Genomic DNA, 17,533 nt, shown 5'->3' with positions numbered 1-17,533 from the left:
ATGGCCGCGTCCGCCTACCAACCAGTGGAAGCTGTACGCGTTTTTGCCTGGGATACCGAGATCGGTGCCGTCGTTCGCGATCCCAAACAGCGTGCATTTGTCTTCCAGTACACCGATGGCTGGATAAGGCGTGGCATCGAACTATCCCCGCTCCACATGCCGCTTGCACGGGAACCATACACGTTTCCACTTTTGCCAGAGGCCACGTTCAAGAGCCTGCCGGCACTTCTTGCTGATAGCCTGCCCGATGATTTCGGCAATAACCTGATCAACGGCTTCCTCGCACAGAAGGGCGTGGGCTCGCGAAGTATCACGGCACTCGATCGACTCGCCTACATGGGCGCCCGATCCATGGGCGCGCTGCAATTCAAACCGGTACGTGGACCCCGCCAAGCCAAGCCGACCGCGATCCAGTTAGGCGAGCTTGTCTTCGCAGCGCGTAAAGCTCTGCAAGGTAACTTCGATGGTGATCGCGAGGCAGAAGCGGCAATCAAGAACCTCATCCAAGTGGGTACCTCGGCGGGCGGCGCGCGCGCAAAGGCCGTCGTTGCCTGGAACCCCAGCACCAACGAAATCATGTCCGGTCAGGTTCCGGCTCCCGAAGGATTCAGTCCGTGGCTCTTGAAACTCGACGGCGTGGCAAAAGACACGCGCCTGGGTCCTTCCGACCGTCTCGGTAGCGGTAAAGGCTACGGCCGCATCGAGTATGCCTACTACCTCATGGCGACGGCGGCCGGCATGGCCATGAGCGATTGCCGCCTGCTCGAAGAGAATGACCGCGCGCACTTCATGACCCGCCGCTTTGACCGCGAAGGTGGCGATAAGCACCATATCCAGACGCTCTGTGCGATGGACCATCTCGACTACAAGATGTTGGCCACGCACGACTATGCGCAGTATTTCCTGGTGATCCAACGCCTTGGCCTGCCGCAATCGGCTTACGCGGAGGCTTTTCGCCGCATGTGTTTCAATGTCTGCGCCGCGAACTGCGATGACCACACGAAGAACTTCTCGTTCCTCCTGCGCCGTGGGTTCACTTGGGAGTTGTCACCTGCGTACGACATCACGCATGCGCACGACCCCAACAATCAATGGCTGCGCGAACACCTGATGGCGGTAAATGGCAAGTTCAGTGGGATCACACGCAAGGATCTTCTTGCTGTAGGCGATCGCTTCGAGGTTCCTGGCATGAAAGCGATCATCGGCGACGTCGCCGACGCGGTTTCTCTCTGGAAGGAATTCGCCAAGGAAGCCGGTGTTCCGACCGACATCGCGAGCTCCATTGCCAAAGATCACGGATTGAATGACTAGGCCAATGGCGCTCACGAAACTGTTCTAGTCACACTAGAACAGCTGCCCCTGCGGCGACGGCTTGCGCGGTGGCGTGAACCGCGACGTGTCGAGCTGCAGTTCCCATGCGCGGCCGAAGCGATGCTTCCGGCACGCCACCTCGAAGCGCCTGCGCAGCAGATCGGCGAACACACCCTGCCCGCGCATGCGCGTGGCGAAGTCGCTGTCGTAGTCGCGGCCGCCGTTCATCTGCTGCACCAGGCTCATCACGTGTTCGGCGCGTTGCGGCGCGTGCAAGGCCAGCCATTCGCGGAACAGTGCTTTCAGCTCGTGCGGCAGGCGAAGCACGGTATAGCCGGCACTGTTGGCGCCGGCATCGGCGGCCTGTTCCAGCACGGCTTCCATGTCGCGGTCGTTGAGCGCGGGGATGATCGGCGCCACCAGGACGCCGACCGGCACGCCGGCCTCGGCCAGCGTGCGCACCGCCTTGATGCGCCGGTGCGGTGCGCTGGCGCGCGGTTCCAGCCTGGCGGCGAGCTGGTTGTCCAGCGAATTGATCGACATGAAGATCTGCACCAGGCCGTCGCGCGCCATCGGTGCGAGCAGGTCGATATCGCGCTCGACCATGGCGTTCTTGGTCACCAGCGTGAACGGATGGCGGCATTCGGCCAGCACTTCCAGCGCGGCGCGGGTGAGGCGCCAGCTTTTTTCGATCGGTTGGTAGACGTCGGTATTGCTGCCGATATTGATGGGCTTGGGCACATAGCCCGGCTTGGCCAGCTCCGCCCGCAGCACGTCGGCAAGATTGCTCTTGGCGCGCAGCTTCGTTTCGAAGTCCAGGCCCGGCGACAGATTGAGATAACTGTGCGACGGCCGTGCGAAGCAGTAGATGCAGCCGTGTTCGCAACCGCGATACGGGTTCATCGCCTGATCGAAACCGATGTCCGGCGAATCGTTGCGGGTGATCACGCTGCGCGCGTGCTCTTCCGTCACCACCGTCTGCGGGCGCGGCTGCTCCTCAACCAGCAAGGCGTGCTGCCAGCCGTCGTCCTCCGCGTGCCGGCGGATGGTCTCGAAGCGCCCCTGCGGATTGGACGCGGCGCCACGGCCCTTGAGCGCGCGGAGCCAGGGATCAATCGGCGCAGGATCGGTGGGCATGGGATCGGAAGGCACGGCCATCGGCGTAGTGTGCGCCGCCAGCGTCTCGCTCGGCGCGACACATGCCCGGCTAGAACAACTCACCCTGCGGCGACGGCAGCCTGGGCGCCACGAAGCGGCTGGCATCCACCGGCGGCAGGCGGCCGAAGCCCAGCCGGGCGCAAGCCTTGGCAAAGCGCTGCTGGATCAGCTGGGCGAACGGCCCCTCGCCACGCATGCGCTTGCCGAAGGCGCTGTCGTAGTCCTTGCCGCCGTGCATCTGGCGCAGCAGGCTCATCACGTGCTCGGCGCGCTCCGGGTAATGCAGTTCCAGCCATTCGCGCCAGATCGTCTTCAGCTCGTGCGGCAGGCGCAGCAGTACATAGCCGGCAGCGCGCGCGCCGTGTGCCTTGGCGGCTTCCAGGATCGCTTCCAGTTCGCGGTCGGTGATCATCGGGATCACCGGCGCCACCATCACGCCCACCGGCACGCCGGCCTCATGCAGCGCCTTCATCGCGCGCAACCGCGCATGCGGCGCGCTGGCGCGCGGTTCCATGCGCGAGGCCAGGCGGTTGTCCAGCGTGGTGACCGAGAAATACACGTTGACCAGCTGCTCGCGCGCCATCGCGGCGAGCAGGTCGATATCGCGTTCGATCAGCGCGTTCTTGGTGATCAGGCCGAAGGGATGCTTCGTCTCGGCGAAGATCTCCAGGCACTGCCGCGTGATGCGGTACTTGCGCTCGATCGGCTGGTAGGCGTCGGTGTTGATGCCCAGCGCAATGGACGAACAGCGGTAGCCGGGCTTGGCCAGCTCCTTGCGCAGCAGTTCGGCGGCATTGGTCTTGGCGAACAGCTTGGTCTCGAAATCCAGGCCCGGCGAGAGATCGAGATAGGCATGGCTGGGACGGGCGAAGCAATACACGCAGCCATGCTCGCAGCCCTTGTACGGATTGACCGACTGCGAGAAGCCCACGTCCGGCGAGTCGTTGCGGCTGATGATGCTGCGCGCGATGTCCTCGCGCACTTCGGTGGGCAGGCGGGGGGTTTCGTCCTGCTCCTGGTACCAGCCGTCGTCTTCCGCGGTGTAAATGCGCTTTTCGAAGCGGCTGACCGTGCGGGACGACGAACCCCGGCCCTTGATGATGCGGGCGGGTTTGGCGAGCTCGGACATGCCGCGCAGGCTACGCCGGCATGGTCGCAGCGACTGAGATTCAGCCGCCGGGCGCGTGTTTCAGGGCGAGCCGGAGAGCTGCGTATCCAGCGCCTCGGCCATCGTCGTCAACGGATAGTTGTGCTCGAGCTGGCGCTGCATCTCGTCGAAGACCGGGCTGGAGATGGTCCATCCCAGCGGGATCGGATACTCGCCGGGACACAGCCGGAAATGCCACAGCATGTCGCCGTGCGCGGGGTCGGCTGCATTCGGATGCAGGCTGTCGAGCAGGCGCGCCCGCGCGTACTCGCCACGTGCCGTGCGCGTGTCGAGCAAGGCGAGCAGCGGCGCGGTGGCCTCGCCGCGGGGCGCGCTGCCCTTGCCGCCGGCCACCTGTTCGCCGGAACAGGCGGTGGTGTAGAGCGGCAGCGGATGCGCCGGGTCGTGGCGGTCGACGAAATCGTCCAGCTCCGGATCGTTGCTGATATGCAGCACGATAAAACGCAGCTCCTGCCCGCGCGCCTTGGCCAGCTCGCGCAGGCGATGCATCACCTCGCCCAAGGTCACCGCGCCGGAATTCTCGAAGTAGCCGCCATCGACCAGTTGCAGGCGCGAAGGCACCGGTGCGGTCACCCCGGCGGGCGGTGCGGTTTCCACCGTGCCGGCGGGGCTGACGTAGGTGAAGCGCGCGCTGTCGAGCACGGCTTCGCTCAGCGGTACGCGCGGGTCCAGCCAGGCCGAGCCGTCGAAAGCGGCGGTCCATGGCTGCACCTGCGGCGTGGCCATCGGCCGGAACGGGTGCTGGATGAAACGCCGCCCCTCGGCCACGGTGGTGCTGTTGAGGAACAGCGCGGGCGTGCCGATGTCCGGGCCGCCGCTGGCGGTGGTGTAGAGCGCGGCGAAGGGCTGCGCGAAAGCATCCACGCCTTGCTTGCGGCCGGCGTGTTCCCAGGCGCGGGTGAGCGCGCGGGAACGGTCGTCGAACCACGCGCCCGGCAGCCAGCGCTGGGTGAAGTCGACGAACAGCATGTTGGCCAGCGTCGGCGCGAGGTAGTCGTGGTCGAGCAGCAGGCGCGCGCGGCTTTCCATGGTCTCGGCGCGTGCGCCGGCGGGTTGGCGCAGCAAGGCCGTATACGTCGCCAGGCCGAGGCTGCCGCCGGACACGCCGCTGCCCGCGAACAGATAACGCGCCAGCAGGGGCTCGCCCTGCTGCGGATGCCGCGCATCCACCATCGCGGTAAGCCGCGCCAGCACCAGCGCCGTCCACGCGGCGCCGCGGATGCCGCCGCCCTCCGCCGTGGCCACCACGACCGGACAGGGCTTGCGCCCGGCGCAGCGCTGGTCGAGCCAGGCGTTGGCGTAATCGTCGAAGCTCGGGCGATGCTCGGCCGGCGCCGTCTCTGGATGGCGGTGCGTGCTCATGCCGGGGTACTGGCGCACGCGGTGGTTGTCGTTCAAATGCAGCACGTGCAGCAGCACGCTGACCGCCAGCAGCCCGGTCAGCAGCGGAAAGCCACGGCGATCGGCCAGCATGCAGGCCCAACCGCCGTTGAGCGCGAGAAATGCCGCGGCAATCAGCAGGATCGCCAGCGGGCCGATGCCGTCCAGCAGCTCCGGTCGCCACACGATCAGCACGGTGGCGGCGATGTTGGCGAGGATCGACAGCGTGTATACCATCCGCGCGGCGTGGCCCAGCTCGCCCAGGCGCTCGACGCGCTCTTCCTGCGAGGGAACCGGCGAGACCTTCTCCGATCGCGGCAAGGCGTTGAGCAAGCGGCGCCGCGTCATGAAGAACACCGCCAGCGCCAGCGACACCAGCAGCAGGCCGGCGGCGCGCCACATCCGCCCTTCGCAGTCCTGGCTGATGCCGCAGGGCCCGTGCGGCACCCGCACCAGGGCCAGCACATAGGCCAGCAGGACCAGCAGCGGAATCGACGCGCCCATGATGCGCGGCAGCCAGTTGCGGATGCCGGCGCCGCGGCGGTTCTGCAGCGCGGGCCAGCGCGGGTAGGTAAGCCGGTAGGCGTTGCGCGCGCCGTACCACACCGCCAGGCCGGCCAGCGCGCTGCTGCCGAGCAGCGCCAGGTAGCGGCCCACGCTGGGGTCGATCCATACCGCGATCAGGAACAGCTCGGCCGCCTGGTCCACGCTGGTCGCCACCACCACGGCGAAGGCGAGGATGCACAGCGACACCCGCAGGGGTTTCAGATGATCGAGCAACAAGGCGACCGCGCCGCCGGCGCCGTCGAACAGGCGCTGCAGCCACCCCGCGCGCCCGGCATCGGTGGACTTCGCTTCCATGGGCCGTCACCGTGATGGGATGGGATGGGATGGGGCCGATCTTACGACGCGTGCGCGCACGGATTGTGCGCGGCGCGGCAAACCCCGCACCTTCGGCCGACTATGATCCGCGCCGGGGTCGGCGTAGCGTCGCTGTCACCCCTGCGACCACCCGGCGATCACTGTTGGCAAGAACGAGGTTTCCATGCGCTGGCTCCTGCTGATCGGCACCTTGCTCACCCTGGCCCTGAGCTTCACCCGCCACAGCGGCGGCGCCATGGGCCTGTGGCTGCTGCTGGGCATCGTCGGCGCGGTCGCCACCGCATTGGCCTTCGCCCAAGCCAGGATCGACGCGCATTCCCGTGCGGACAGCTTGTCCGACTACGAGCTGCAGCGGCTGCGCGAAGGCAAGCCGCCGCTCAATCGCTGAAGCGCAGACGCAAGAAAAAACGGCGGCCATGGTGGCCGCCGTTTCTTTTCATCTGCGCGCATCGGCATCAGCTGCCGATATCCACGTCCTTGGTCTCCTTCAGGAACAGCAGGCCGATGAAGAAGGTGCCCACCGCCACGATGATCGGATACCACAGCCCGTAATAGATATCGCCCTTCCACGCCACCAGCATGAAGCCGATGGTGGGCACGAAGCCGCCGAACCAGCCGTTGCCGATGTGATACGGCAGACTCATCGAGGTGTAGCGGATGCGGGTGGGGAACATCTCCACCAGCCAGGCGGCGATCGGGCCGTAGACCATGGTCACGTAGAGCACGAGGATCGCCAGCAGGATCACCAGCATGGCGTTGTTGGTCTTGGCCGGGTCGGCCTTGTCCGGATAACCAGCGGTCTTCAGCGCTTCGCTGACCGTGCCGGCGAAAGCCTTGCTCTGCGCGGCGAACGCGGCACCGTCCAGACCGCCGCCTTCGAACGCATCGATGCTGCGGTCGCCGATCTTCACCTGCGCCAACGCGCCGGCCGGTGCCGCTTCGTTGCGATACGGAATGCCCTTCTTCGCCAGCGAGGTCTTGGCCACGTCGCAGGAGCTGGTGAATTTGCTCTTGCCGACCGGATCGAACTGGAAGCTGCACGCGTTCGGATCGGCCACCACGGTGACCGGCGCGCTGGCCGCGGCGGTCTCGATCGCGGGATTGCCGTAGTGGGTCAGCCCCTTGAAGATCGGGAAGTAGGTGAGCGCGGCGATCAGGCAGCCGGCGAGCACGATGCTCTTGCGGCCGATGCGGTCCGACAGCCAGCCGAAGAACACGAAGAACGGCGTGCCGATGATCAGCGCGCCGGCAATCAGCAGATTGGCCGTGGTGCCGTCGATCTTCAGGCTCTGCGTAAGGAAATACAGCGCGTAGAACTGGCCGGTGTACCACACCACCGCCTGGCCGGCGGTGGCGCCGAGCAGCGCGAGGATCACCAGCTTGAGGTTCTTCCACTGGCCGAAGGCTTCGGTCAACGGCGCCTTGGAGTGCTTGCCCTCGGCCTTCATCTGCTGGAACACCGGCGATTCCTGCAGCTGCATGCGGATGTACACCGACACCGCCACCAGCACCGAGGAGATCAGGAACGGCAGGCGCCAGCCCCAGTCCTCGAATGCCTTGTCGCCGAGGAACATGCGCGTGCCCAGGATCACCAGCAGCGACAGGAACAGGCCGAAGGTGGCGGTGATCTGGATGAAGCTGGTGTACAGGCCGCGCTTGCCGTTCGGCGCGTGCTCGGCCACATAAGTGGCCGCACCGCCGTACTCGCCGCCCAGCGCCAGGCCCTGCAGCAGGCGCAGCGCGATCAGCAGCACCGGCGCGATGATGCCCACCGTGCCGTAGCTGGGCAGCACGCCGACCAGGAAGGTGGACAGGCCCATGATGATGATGGTGATCAGGAAGGTGTACTTGCGCCCGACCAGGTCGCCCAGCCGCCCGAACACGATGGCGCCGAACGGACGCACCGCGAAGCCGGCGGCGAAGGCCAGCAGCGCAAAGATGAAGGCGCTGGTTTCGTTGAGGCCGGAGAAGAAGTGCTTGCCGATCAGCACGGCGAGCGAGCCGTACAGATAGAAGTCGTACCACTCGAAGACGGTGCCGAGACTGGAGGCCAGGATCACCCTGCGGTGACTGGTGTCCTTCATCGCGGCGCCTGTTGCGGTCGTAGCCATGTTGCTCCCCATGCGGATGTAAGTGCAGCGGCGGCGCACCCCCGTGCGCCGCCGCTGCGGATCAGAACTTGTAGAGCGCGTTCAGGCTGACCTGGTTGCCGTTGAGCTTTTTGCGGTCGGTGCCGTTGGTGGTGTAGTCGAGCTTGTCGTAGATCCACTCCGCGCCCAGTTCGTAGGCGCCGGCGGCGTACTGCAGGCTCAGCGCGCTCTGCCGGTTGCGCAGGCGCGCATTGGCGAACGGCGCCTTGCCGGCCCAGCGGATCACGTCCTTGTCGTCCGGATTGCTCTGCGCGTAGAACGCGTTGACGCTCCAGTTCTTGGTGAAGTTGTAGCCGACCTGCAGATAGCCGCCCTTGTCCTTGATGTCGCCGAACTGCGAGAGGTCGCCGAACACCTGGCCGATGCCCTTGCCGGCATACACCAGCGCCTTGAGGTTCCACGGGCCGGGCCGCCAGTTGCCGCCGAGTTCCCACACCATGCTGTCGAGCTTGTCCTTGATCGGCGTCGGCACGGTGTCGCCCACGCCCTTCAGGTTGACCTGGCTGTAATGCACCACGAAGAACGCCAGCCAGTCCTTGTCCTGCACGTGCAGGCGCGCTTCCACCTGCGGGCGGAAACCGGCGTTGCCTGCGGTCAGGTAGTTGAGGTTGTCGCCGGGCCCGTTCCAGTTGCCTTCGAAGGCGCCCAGATCGAGCCGCCACTTCGGGCCGGAGGTAGAGCTGTGGTTCAAGTCCTGCATCCACACCACGCCCGGGAAGCGCCAGCCGATCAGGCCGGTGCCGAAGCCAAGGGGAAATGCGATGTGCGACAGCGAGGTCGAGACCATGTCCAGCGGGAACAGCAGCTCCCATTGCTGGCCGATGCGCACGGTGCTGCCGGTCTCCGGATTGGTCAGGTCCATATAGGCCTGGCGCAGGCGCGGCACGGGCTGCTGCTCGCTGTAGGGGCCGGTGCCGTTGAAGCCGCCGAAGAAGTCCATCTCGATGCGGCCGCCACCGGTCCAGTTGTCGGTGAACTTGGCGCCCTTGAAGTCGAGCCAGAAGCGCGTGTTGCGGATGTCCACGCCGCTGAGCGAGCCGGACGCGGGCGCGGCGCTGGTCTTGGGAATCGGGTACTCCGCGTTCTGGCCGTTGCCGAACGAGAAATTCTTGCTCTGGTTGAAGGCGCTGGCGCTGATGAAGCCATGCAACGCGACAGATACACCCGGTGCGCTGCTGAAGCTTTCCTTCGGCGGCGGCGCGGCGGCCACTTTCTGCGCAGTGGCATTGGCCTCGGCGGCCTGCTGCTGCGCCTGGACCACCTGTTGCTGCTGTTGCTGCTGCTGGGTCTGTTGCTGACGCAGCATGTCCTTCAGTTCCGCCAGCTCCTGTTCGAGCTGGGACACGCGCGATTCGAGCTGCTGCTCGTGCGTGGCGGTGGTCTTGGGCTTGCTCTTCGATTGCGGTTCGGCCTGCGCTACCGCCGGCAAAGCCAGCGCGGCGGCGATGGCCAGCGCGACGGCGGCCCGATGGCCGCCTAAACGTGTGAACACCATGGTCGTGCCTCCCCAGGCAATGGCAGCAGCGAGCTTGGGGATGCTGCAATGCGGCCGCCTATTCCCCATTGGTCGAACCTCGACCAAAGTCGAACCGAGCCCGTCACGTGCGCGTTGCCGGCCTTTCGCTACACTCGCAGGACTCGCCGCCGGCAAAGGGTCTGCCGCGGCCTTCCACATCCCCGCGGGCGCGTTCGCCCGGTCAGCAGGAGCCCTCCATGAGCAAGGTGTACCCCGTCAAGCCCGAGTTCGCCGCCAAGGCCCGCGTCAGCCAGGAGGACTACCAGCGCCTCTACGAGGAATCGGTGCGCGATCCGGAAGGCTTCTGGGGCCGCATCGGTGGACGCCTGGCCTGGAGCCGCCAGCCGACCAGGATCAAGAACGTCTCCTTCGATCCGAAGAACCTGCACATCCGCTGGTACGAGGACGGCGAGCTCAATGTCTCGGCCAACTGCCTGGACCGCCACCTGGCCACGCGCGGCGACAAGACCGCGATCATCTTCGAGGGCGACGACCCCGGCGAATCGCGCCACATCACCTACCGCGAACTGCACGCCGAAGTGTGCAAGTTCGCCAACACGCTGAAGAACCTCGGCGTGACCAAGGGCGACCGCGTCGCCATCTATATGCCGATGATCCCCGAGGCCGCGGTGGCGATGCTGGCCTGCGCACGCATCGGCGCGGTGCACTCGGTGGTGTTCGGCGGCTTCTCGCCCGACTCGCTGGCCGGGCGCATCGCCGACTCCACCGCCAAGGTGGTGGTGACCGCCGACGAGGGTGTGCGCGCCGGTAAGAAAATTCCGCTCAAGGCCAATGTCGACGCGGCGCTGGAGCGCCCCGGCACCAACAGCGTGGAGACCGTGATCGTGGTGCGCCGTACCGGCAGCGCCGTGCCGATGCAGTCGCCGCGCGACCGCTACTACCACGTGCTGATGGAAGGCCAGTCGGCCGACTGCGCGCCGACGCCGGTGGAAGCGGAGCATCCGCTGTTCATCCTGTACACCTCCGGTTCCACCGGCAAGCCCAAGGGCGTGCTGCACACCTCCGGCGGCTACCTGGTATTCGCCAGCTATACGCACGAGCTGGTGTTCGACCTGCGCGAGGACGACGTGTACTGGTGCACCGCCGACGTGGGCTGGGTCACCGGCCATAGCTACGTGGTGTACGGCCCGCTGGCCAACGGCGCCACCACGGTGATGTTCGACGGCGTGCCGAACTATCCGGACACCAGCCGTTTCTGGAACGTGGTGGACAAGCACCAGGTCACCTTGTTCTACACCGCGCCCACTGCGATCCGCGCGTTGATGCGCGAGGGCGAGGCGCCGGTGAAGAAGGCTTCGCGCGCCTCGCTGCGCCTGCTCGGCTCGGTCGGCGAGCCGATCAATCCGGAAGCGTGGGAATGGTATTACCGCGTGGTCGGCGACGAGCGCTGCCCGATCGTCGATACCTGGTGGCAGACCGAGACCGGCGGCATTTTGATCACCCCGCTGGCCGGTGCGATCGACGCCAAGCCCGGTTCCGCCACCAAGCCGTTCTTCGGTATCAAGCCGGCCATCGTCGACGCCGGCGGCGCGGTGCAGGAAGGCGCCAGCGAGGGCAACCTGGTGATCACCGATTCGTGGCCGGGCCAGATGCGCACGGTCTACGGCGACCACCAGCGCTTCATCGAAACCTATTTCACCGCCTACCCCGGCAACTACTTCACCGGCGACGGCGTGCGCCGCGACGAGGACGGCTACTACTGGATCACCGGCCGCGTCGACGACGTGATCAACGTCAGCGGTCACCGCATCGGCACCGCCGAAGTGGAGAGCGCGCTGGTGGCACACCCGAAGGTGGCCGAGGCCGCGGTGGTCGGCTGCCCGCATGAGATCAAGGGCCAGGGCATCTATGCCTACGTCACCCTGGTCGCCGGCGAACAGGGCAGCGACGAGCTGCGCAAGGAACTGGTGGCCTGGGTGCGCAAGGAGATCGGCCCGATCGCCACGCCGGATTACCTGCAGTGGGCGCCGGGCCTGCCGAAGACCCGCTCGGGCAAGATCATGCGCCGCATCCTGCGCAAGATCGGCGAGAACCAGCCCGACCAGCTCGGCGACATCTCCACCCTGGCCGACCCCAGCGTGGTGAAGAACCTGGTGGAAGAGCGCTTGATCAAGTGAGCTCACCCGCGGGGAACGGCATGCGCCCTTCCCCGCTTTGCCCGGGCCGTTCCGCACCATGCCTGATGTCCTGATCGCCGACGACCATCCGCTGTTCCGCGATGCCCTGCAGCGCGCGGTGCTCGGCGCGTTGCCCGAGGCCAGCGTGCACTGCGCCGACAGCGTGCACAGCCTGCTGGTGCTGGTGGAACAGTACCCGGAAGCGGAACTGCTGCTGCTGGATCTGCACATGCCCGGCGCGCGCGGCTACTCGGCGCTGGCGCATATCCGCGGGCAGTTTCCCGGCTTGCCGACCATTGTGGTGTCCGGCCACGAAGAGGCGCACGTGGCGCGGCGCGCCTTGGCGCATGGCGCGTCGGGGTACATCCCCAAGTCCAGTTCCGGCGAGCAGATCGTGCAGGCGATCCGCACCGTACTCGATGGCGACGTGTGGCTGCCGCATTCGCTGCTCGGCGATTCCGGCAGTGCCTTGAAGGATGACGAAGCCGAGGTCGCCACCCGCGTGGCGACGCTGACGCCGCAGCAGTTCCGCGTGCTGACCATGATCGCCGAGGGCTTGCTCAACAAGCAGATCGCCTACGAACTGGGCGTGTCCGAAGCCACGGTGAAGGCGCATATGACCGCGATCATGCGCAAGCTCGGCGTCAACAACCGCACCCAGGTGGCGCTGGCGGCAAGCCAGCTCGCGGTGGAACCGGGCGCCCTGCAGCCGACGCTGCCCAGCGACGAGACCTAGCCGCTACGCGCCGACCTTGCGTACGCGCGCGCTGAGCAAGGCACGCAACGCGGCCGGACGGACCGGCTTGTGCAGCAAGGGATAGCCCAATAGCCGCGCACGCTGTTTCAATTCGCTGCTGCCGTCGGCGGTGATCATGGCCACCGGCGGCAGCTCGCCCAGCATGCCGCGCAGGTATTGCAGAGCCTGCAGGCCGTTCATGTCTTCGGCGAGATGGTAGTCGGCGAGGATCATGTCGATGCCGCCGCCGCGCAGCTGCTGCTCCGCCTGCTGCACGTCGAGTGCCACGCGGCAATCCACGCCCCAGCGCGTGAGCAGGGCGCGCATGCCATCGAGAATGGACGGGTCGTTGTCCAGGCACAGCACGGTCAGCGGCAGGCGTTCGACCGCCATGGCCGGCTGCGCTACTGCACGGCGACGCGGCGGCAAGGCATGCACGCGCGGCACCACGACGGCGAAGCGGCTGCCGTGGTCGACGCGCGAGGACAGCTCCAGGCGATGGTCGAGGATGTGCGCGATGCGGTCGCAGATCGACAGGCCGAGCCCTAGCCCTTTCTCGCCCCACGGCGATGGGCGGTCCAAGCGCTGGAACTCGTCGAAGATGCGCGCGCGCTGTTCCTCGGCGATGCCGGGGCCGGTGTCCCACACTTCGATGCGCACCTCGTTGCCGATGCGGCGCGCGCCTAGCAGCACGCCGCCGCTGCGGGTGTAGCGCAGCGCATTGGAAATGAAGTTCTGCAGGATGCGCCGCAGCAGCTGCGGATCGCTGCGCACCGCCAGGCGCGTGGGTGCGATGCGCAATTGCAGATCGCGCTGTTCGACGATCACCGCGAATTGCGCCTTCAGCGAATCGAACAGATCGGCCAATGCGAAGCTGCCGATGTCGGGGCGATAGCGGCCGGCGTCGAGGCGCGAAGTATCCAGCAAGGCATCGAGCAGATCCTCGGCGGAGCGGAACGAGGCGTCGATGCGCTCGGCCAGCTGCGCGGCATCCTGGTCCAGGCCGGGATGCTGGCGCAGCGCCGAGGTGAACAGGCGTGCTGCGTTGAGCGGTTGCAGCAGGTCGTGGCTGGCGGCGGCGAGGAAGCGCGTCTTGGAAACGTTGGCTGCCTCAGCTTCGCGGCGCGCAAGCGCGGTGGCGGCCAAGGCTTCGCTCAGTTCCGCGGTGCGCTGGCCGACGCGCTGCTCCAGCGTCTCGTTCACATCGATCAGCGCCTGCTCGGCCTGCTTGTAGGCAGTGACATCGGTATACGTGGTGACGTAGCCGCCGCCGGGCAGCGCGCGGCCGCGCATTTCGATCACCGTGCCGTCGGAACGCACGCGCTGGAACAGATGCGGTATGCCGGCGCGCATGTAGGCGATGCGCTTGGCCACGTGCTCCTCCACTTCGCCCGGGCCCAGCTCGCCATGCTCGGCATTCCAGCGGATCATGTCGGCCACCGGCACGCCGACGTAGACCATGCCGTCGGGATAATCGAACAGCTCCAGGTAGCGGCGATTCCACGCCACCAGGCGCATGCCGGCGTCGACCACGCTGATGCCCTGGGAGACATTTTCCAGCGTGGTGGAAAGCAGCTCGCGGTTGAAGCGCAACTCCTGCGAGGCTTCGTCCATCAGCGCCATCGCCTCGGCGATATCCAGGCCGGAGCCGGACAGCGCACCCATCAGGATGCGCCGCGCACTGGCCGCGCCCACTGCCGCGGCGAGCAGGCGTTCGGTGTACTGGATCAGCGCGCGGTCGGCCGATTCGCCCGGAGCCAGTGCGCGGCCGCGGCGTTCGCCGTATTCCTCGAACGCGCGCTGGCTGCTGCGCTCGCCGACGATGCGTTCGGCGATGGTGCGCAAGTCCGCCACCGCCACGCGGCCGCGCCAGTCGCCGACGCTGCCGCGATCCACCGCGTAGGGTTCGATGAACATCGCGGCATGCAGGCGCTCTTCCAGGCTGGGGCGAAAGCGCAGCGAGATGAAGACCAGGCAGCCGACGTTGACCAGCAGCGACCAGAACGTGCCGTGCATGACTGGGTCCCAGCCGCTCAAGTGAAACAGCGCCTGCGGCTGCAGCCAGCTCAGGCCGAGCGGGCCTTGCTTCAACCATGCCGCGCCGGGATTGGTTGCCGGGATCAGCAAGGTGTAGACCCACACGCCGAAGCCGGCGAGCAGGCCCGTCGCCACGCCACGCCGGCTGGCCCCGCGCCAGTACAACGCGGACACGATCGCCGGCGCGAATTGCGCGACGGCGGCGAAGGCGAGCAGACCGGTCGCCGCGAGGTTGGCTGCGTCCGCCGCTACGCGGTAGTACACATAGGCCATGCAGGCGAGGCCGACGATGGCGATGCGGCGCACCAGCAGCACCAGCTGCGACAAGTCGCTGCGCTGCTCCAGGCGCAGCCGGCGGATACGCAGCAGCGCCGGCATCACCAGGTCGTTGCTGATCATGGTCGACAACGCCACCGACGAGACGATCACCATGCCGGTGGCGGCCGAGAAGCCGCCGATAAACGCGAGCAGCGCCATGCCGCGATCGCCATGCGCCAGCGGCAGGTTCAGCACCCAGGCATCGGCGTTGCCATGGCTGACCATCGGCAGGCGCAGGCCGGCGGCGACGATGGGTATCACCGCCACGCTCACGATCAGCATGTACAGCGGGAACATCCAGCGCGCGCGGTAGAGATCCTTGGGGTCCTCGCACTCCACCACGCCGATCTGGAACTGGCGCGGCAGGCAGAACATGGCGCAGAACGCGAGCAGGGTCTGAGCGAGAAAGCCGGGCGAGATGTCATCGGCGAACTGCTGCACCGGCAGCGCGACGGTGGCTTCGAGCCCGGGCCCGCGCCACAGCGCATAGACCGCCAGCGCGGCGAAGGCGGCGAGCTTGATCAGCGATTCCAGCGCGATGGCCAGCATCATGCCGTGGCGATGCTCGGTGGCATCGATGGTGCGCGTGCCGAACAGGATCGAGAACGTCGCCAGCAGGATCGCGCACCACAGTGCGCTGTCGCCGAACTGCGAAGCGCCGCCGCCGAGCGCGGCGTAGGACATCGACACCGCCTTGAACTGCAGGGCCAGGTAGGGAACGATCGCGATCACCGCGATCAGCGCCACGGTGGCGGCCAGCGCATGCGACTTGCCGAAGCGCGCGCCGATGAAGTCGGCGATCGAGGTGATGTTGCGCTGGCGTGCGATCAGGGCGAGCCGGCGCATCAGTCCGAAGCCGCACACGAACAGCAGCGCGGGGCCGAGATAGATCGGCAGATAGCCGAGCCCGTCGCGCGCGGCCGTGCCTACCGCGCCGTAGAACGTCCACGACGAGCAATACACGGCGAGCGCCAGGCTGTACACGATCGGACGCAGCTTCGGCTGCCGCGGATACAGCGGCCGCCGATCGCCCGCATAGGCGACCACGAACAGCAGGCCCACGTAGAGCAGCGAGGCGAGCAGCAGCAGCCAGCCGGCGATCAAGGGCAGTTCTCCCGTCAGGGGCATTCCATCGCCGCCGATATGCGCTTTCGCTGCGCCTGCAAGCGGGGCGGCCACCGGCCGGTTGCCGCTTGTTCGATCCGTGCCCGGCCGGCACCATGCGCGGATGACTACGACGTACAGCCAGGTGCCAGCGAAAGTAGCAGAGCACCTGCGCGATGACGAGATACACGTATGGCGGATGGCGTACGACCATCATCAGGGTCGGGCGCCGTTCCAGGCCGTGCTGGCGGCGTATCTCGGACGCTCCGCAGACCAGGTGCAGTTGGAAGCCGGCGAGTTCGGCCGGCCGCGGCTGGCCGGCGCCGATGCCGGTGCGCTGCATTTCAACTGGTCGCACAGCGGCGACCAGGCCTTGTGCGCGGTAGCGCGGGGGATCGAACCGGGCATCGACCTGGAGCGGCTGCGGCCGCGGCCGCGCGCGCTGGAAATCGCCCACCGCTACTTCGGCCATGAAGAGACCGCGGCCTTGGCGGCGCTGGCGCCGGAGCGGCGCGACGCTGCGTTCCTGCAATTGTGGACGGCCAAGGAGGCGGTGTTGAAGGCGACCGGGCGCGGTCTCGCTTTCGGCCTGCATCGCTTGGGCATCGCCGATGAAGACGAGCGACTGGCGCTGCGCTTCCTCGACGGCGAGTTGCCGGCGCGATGGCAACTGCATCGCCTCGCGCTGGATGGCGAACACGTGGGCAGCATCGCGTGGCGCGGCGGCCCCAGGATGGTCGCACTGCGGACACTTGCCACCGCCGCCGGATAGGCGCAGTGTTGCCGGCCCTGCTCCGCGCGGGATGCAGGAGTGCTTGATCTCGCGGGAGCGTTCTTCCTGCGAGCCGATGCGTCCATGACCCTGCTTAGCGTCAACCTCAACAAGATCGCGGTGCTGCGCAATTCGCGCGGCGGCGACGAGCCCGACATGCTGCGCGCCGCGCAGACCTGCATCGAGTCCGGCTGCGGCGGTATCACCGTCCATCCACGCCCCGATCAGCGGCATGTGAAGCCGGAAGACGTGCGAGCACTGGCCGCGATGCTGCGCAACCGCGTGGAATACAACATCGAGGGCAATCCCTTCGCACCGGCGCGTGGCAGCTATCCGGGCCTGATCGAGCTGGCGCGCGAAGTCAGGCCGACCCAGGTGACCCTGGTGCCGGACAGCGACAGCCAGATCACCTCGGACCATGGCTTCGATCCTCTGCAGCAGGCCGACGTCGACAAGCTGCAGCCGCTGGTGAAAGCGCTGCGCGAGATCGGCTGCCGCGTGAGCGTGTTCGTCGATGCCGGCGCCGGTGGTTTCGAGCGCTTCGCCGCGATCGGTGTACAGCGCGTCGAAATCTATACCGGGCCCTATGCGCATGCATTCGCCGAAGGCGACGCGCGCGAATCCTTGGGCTTATGCGCAGAGACGGCGCGGCGTGCGCAGCAGGCCGGGCTGGCGGTGAATGCCGGGCACGATCTGAGTCAGGCGAATCTTGGGGCGTTTCATGCCGCGATCCCCGGGCTGGCGGAGGTCTCGATCGGGCACGCCTTGATCGGCGAGGCCTTGTACGAAGGGCTTGGAACCACGGTCAGGAACTACCTGCAGATCCTGCGTTGAGGGCGATGGCGTCTTGCGCCATGACGTCG

12 protein-coding genes are annotated in these 17,533 nt (G+C 67.0%); 6 read left to right on the top strand and 6 right to left on the bottom strand.

The window, feature by feature from the left end; genetic code table 11:
• Complete coding sequence (locus AB4083_RS14960; protein WP_441608876.1) at positions 1–1,311, top strand: type II toxin-antitoxin system HipA family toxin; 1,311 nt, start codon at positions 1–3, stop codon at positions 1,309–1,311.
• 33 nt (positions 1,312–1,344) lie between these two features.
• Here AB4083_RS14960 and AB4083_RS14955 read toward each other — a convergent pair whose 3' ends face one another.
• The 3 genes from AB4083_RS14955 to AB4083_RS14945 all read right to left on the bottom strand — a co-directional run bounded on the left by AB4083_RS14955 (position 1,345) and on the right by AB4083_RS14945 (position 5,878).
• A complete protein-coding gene (locus AB4083_RS14955) occupies positions 1,345–2,448 on the bottom strand; it encodes a PA0069 family radical SAM protein (RefSeq protein ID WP_441608875.1) in 1,104 nt (367 codons plus the stop codon).
• A 70-nt stretch (positions 2,449–2,518) separates the two neighbouring features.
• Positions 2,519–3,598 carry a PA0069 family radical SAM protein gene (locus AB4083_RS14950; protein WP_441608874.1) on the bottom strand — a complete coding sequence of 360 codons (1,080 nt, stop codon included), beginning with the start codon at positions 3,596–3,598 and terminating at the stop codon, positions 2,519–2,521.
• Between the two features lie 60 nt (positions 3,599–3,658).
• Positions 3,659–5,878 (bottom strand): hypothetical protein, encoded by a 2,220-nt coding sequence (locus AB4083_RS14945; protein ID WP_441608873.1) that lies wholly within the window; start codon positions 5,876–5,878, stop codon positions 3,659–3,661.
• A gap of 184 nt (positions 5,879–6,062) precedes the next feature.
• Between AB4083_RS14945 and AB4083_RS14940 the strand changes: the two genes are divergently transcribed.
• A complete protein-coding gene (locus AB4083_RS14940; RefSeq protein ID WP_441608872.1) occupies positions 6,063–6,287 on the top strand; it encodes a hypothetical protein in 225 nt (74 codons plus the stop codon).
• A gap of 67 nt (positions 6,288–6,354) precedes the next feature.
• On the opposite strand, the gene AB4083_RS14935 is transcribed toward AB4083_RS14940, so the two are convergent.
• Both AB4083_RS14935 and AB4083_RS14930 read right to left on the bottom strand, forming a co-directional pair.
• Positions 6,355–8,010 (bottom strand): MFS transporter, encoded by a 1,656-nt coding sequence (locus tag AB4083_RS14935; protein WP_441608871.1) that lies wholly within the window; start codon positions 8,008–8,010, stop codon positions 6,355–6,357.
• A gap of 61 nt (positions 8,011–8,071) precedes the next feature.
• Positions 8,072–9,544 (bottom strand): porin, encoded by a 1,473-nt coding sequence (locus tag AB4083_RS14930; RefSeq protein ID WP_441608870.1) that lies wholly within the window; start codon positions 9,542–9,544, stop codon positions 8,072–8,074.
• A 218-nt stretch (positions 9,545–9,762) separates the two neighbouring features.
• Between AB4083_RS14930 and acs the strand changes: the two genes are divergently transcribed.
• Together acs and AB4083_RS14920 are read left to right on the top strand one after the other, a co-directional pair.
• Positions 9,763–11,703, top strand: coding sequence for an acetate--CoA ligase (acs, locus tag AB4083_RS14925; RefSeq protein WP_441608869.1), 1,941 nt, complete (start codon positions 9,763–9,765; stop codon positions 11,701–11,703).
• Between the two features lie 58 nt (positions 11,704–11,761).
• Complete coding sequence (locus tag AB4083_RS14920; protein ID WP_441608868.1) at positions 11,762–12,439, top strand: response regulator transcription factor; 678 nt, start codon at positions 11,762–11,764, stop codon at positions 12,437–12,439.
• A 3-nt stretch (positions 12,440–12,442) separates the two neighbouring features.
• Here AB4083_RS14920 and AB4083_RS14915 read toward each other — a convergent pair whose 3' ends face one another.
• Positions 12,443–15,898, bottom strand: coding sequence for a hybrid sensor histidine kinase/response regulator (locus tag AB4083_RS14915; protein ID WP_441608977.1), 3,456 nt, complete (start codon positions 15,896–15,898; stop codon positions 12,443–12,445).
• Positions 15,899–16,022: 124 nt separating this feature from the next.
• Here AB4083_RS14915 and AB4083_RS14910 point away from each other — a divergent pair, with 124 nt between their 5' ends.
• Together AB4083_RS14910 and AB4083_RS14905 are read left to right on the top strand one after the other, a co-directional pair.
• Positions 16,023–16,670 (top strand): 4'-phosphopantetheinyl transferase family protein, encoded by a 648-nt coding sequence (locus AB4083_RS14910; protein WP_441608867.1) that lies wholly within the window; start codon positions 16,023–16,025, stop codon positions 16,668–16,670.
• Positions 16,671–16,754: 84 nt separating this feature from the next.
• Positions 16,755–17,504, top strand: coding sequence for a pyridoxine 5'-phosphate synthase (locus tag AB4083_RS14905; protein ID WP_441608866.1), 750 nt, complete (start codon positions 16,755–16,757; stop codon positions 17,502–17,504).
• The last annotated feature ends 29 nt before the right edge of the window (positions 17,505–17,533 follow it).

Source organism: Dyella sp. 2RAB6 (assembly GCF_052115385.1).
Lineage (GTDB): Bacteria > Pseudomonadota > Gammaproteobacteria > Xanthomonadales > Rhodanobacteraceae > Dyella_D.
The sequence above is the reverse complement of the archived record's forward strand: the minus strand, read 5'-3'. Positions and strand labels throughout refer to the sequence as shown.